The sequence below is a fragment of the Shewanella sp. BJSY2023SW001 genome (assembly GCF_047314685.1).
Taxonomy (GTDB): Bacteria; Pseudomonadota; Gammaproteobacteria; order Enterobacterales; family Shewanellaceae; genus Shewanella; species Shewanella indica.
The window spans coordinates 1-437 of record NZ_JBKORF010000066.1 but is presented as its reverse complement, the minus strand read 5'-3'; the positions used below and the strand labels follow the sequence as shown (position 1 = coordinate 437).

Here is a 437-nt window from a genome sequence, read left to right as displayed (position 1 = left end):
AAATCGAGCATGGCATCTTCCCGGCAGCGGATAAGGTCGCGGATAGCTTCATCCCGCTCATCCGGAACATAAATAGAGTGCAAATCGCCGCTACGCGCTAACCTGGCCAATGTCATGGCATCGCGTTTATCGGTTTTGACCCGGTCGCCCGGAGCTTTGGGGATGAGTGCCGGCGCTACCACCCAACATTCAATGCCACGGCGCAACAGATGACGATAGAGCCAGAAGCCACAGGGACCGGCCTCATAGATAACACAGATCTTACTGGTCTTGGCTGTTTGATTTTTAATGAGTTTATCGAATGAACGCAGGTTGGTTGGGATTGTGCCATGGTAATGCACTGTCTCAGCAGACTTATCAGAAACCCAGGCCACGTCAGTGGTCTCCTTGTGTACGTCCAACCCGATAAAAAGTGTGTTAGCTTTAGACATGTCGGC

The 437-nt window shown here is 51.7% G+C and carries 1 protein-coding gene; it reads right to left on the bottom strand.

Annotated features, from left to right (window positions below):
* Nucleotides 1-374, bottom strand: a 374-nt coding sequence (locus ACMHXH_RS14880) for an IS110 family transposase (RefSeq protein ID WP_413738226.1), incomplete at its 3' end; no start/stop codon positions are given.
* Nucleotides 375-437 lie beyond the last annotated feature (63 nt).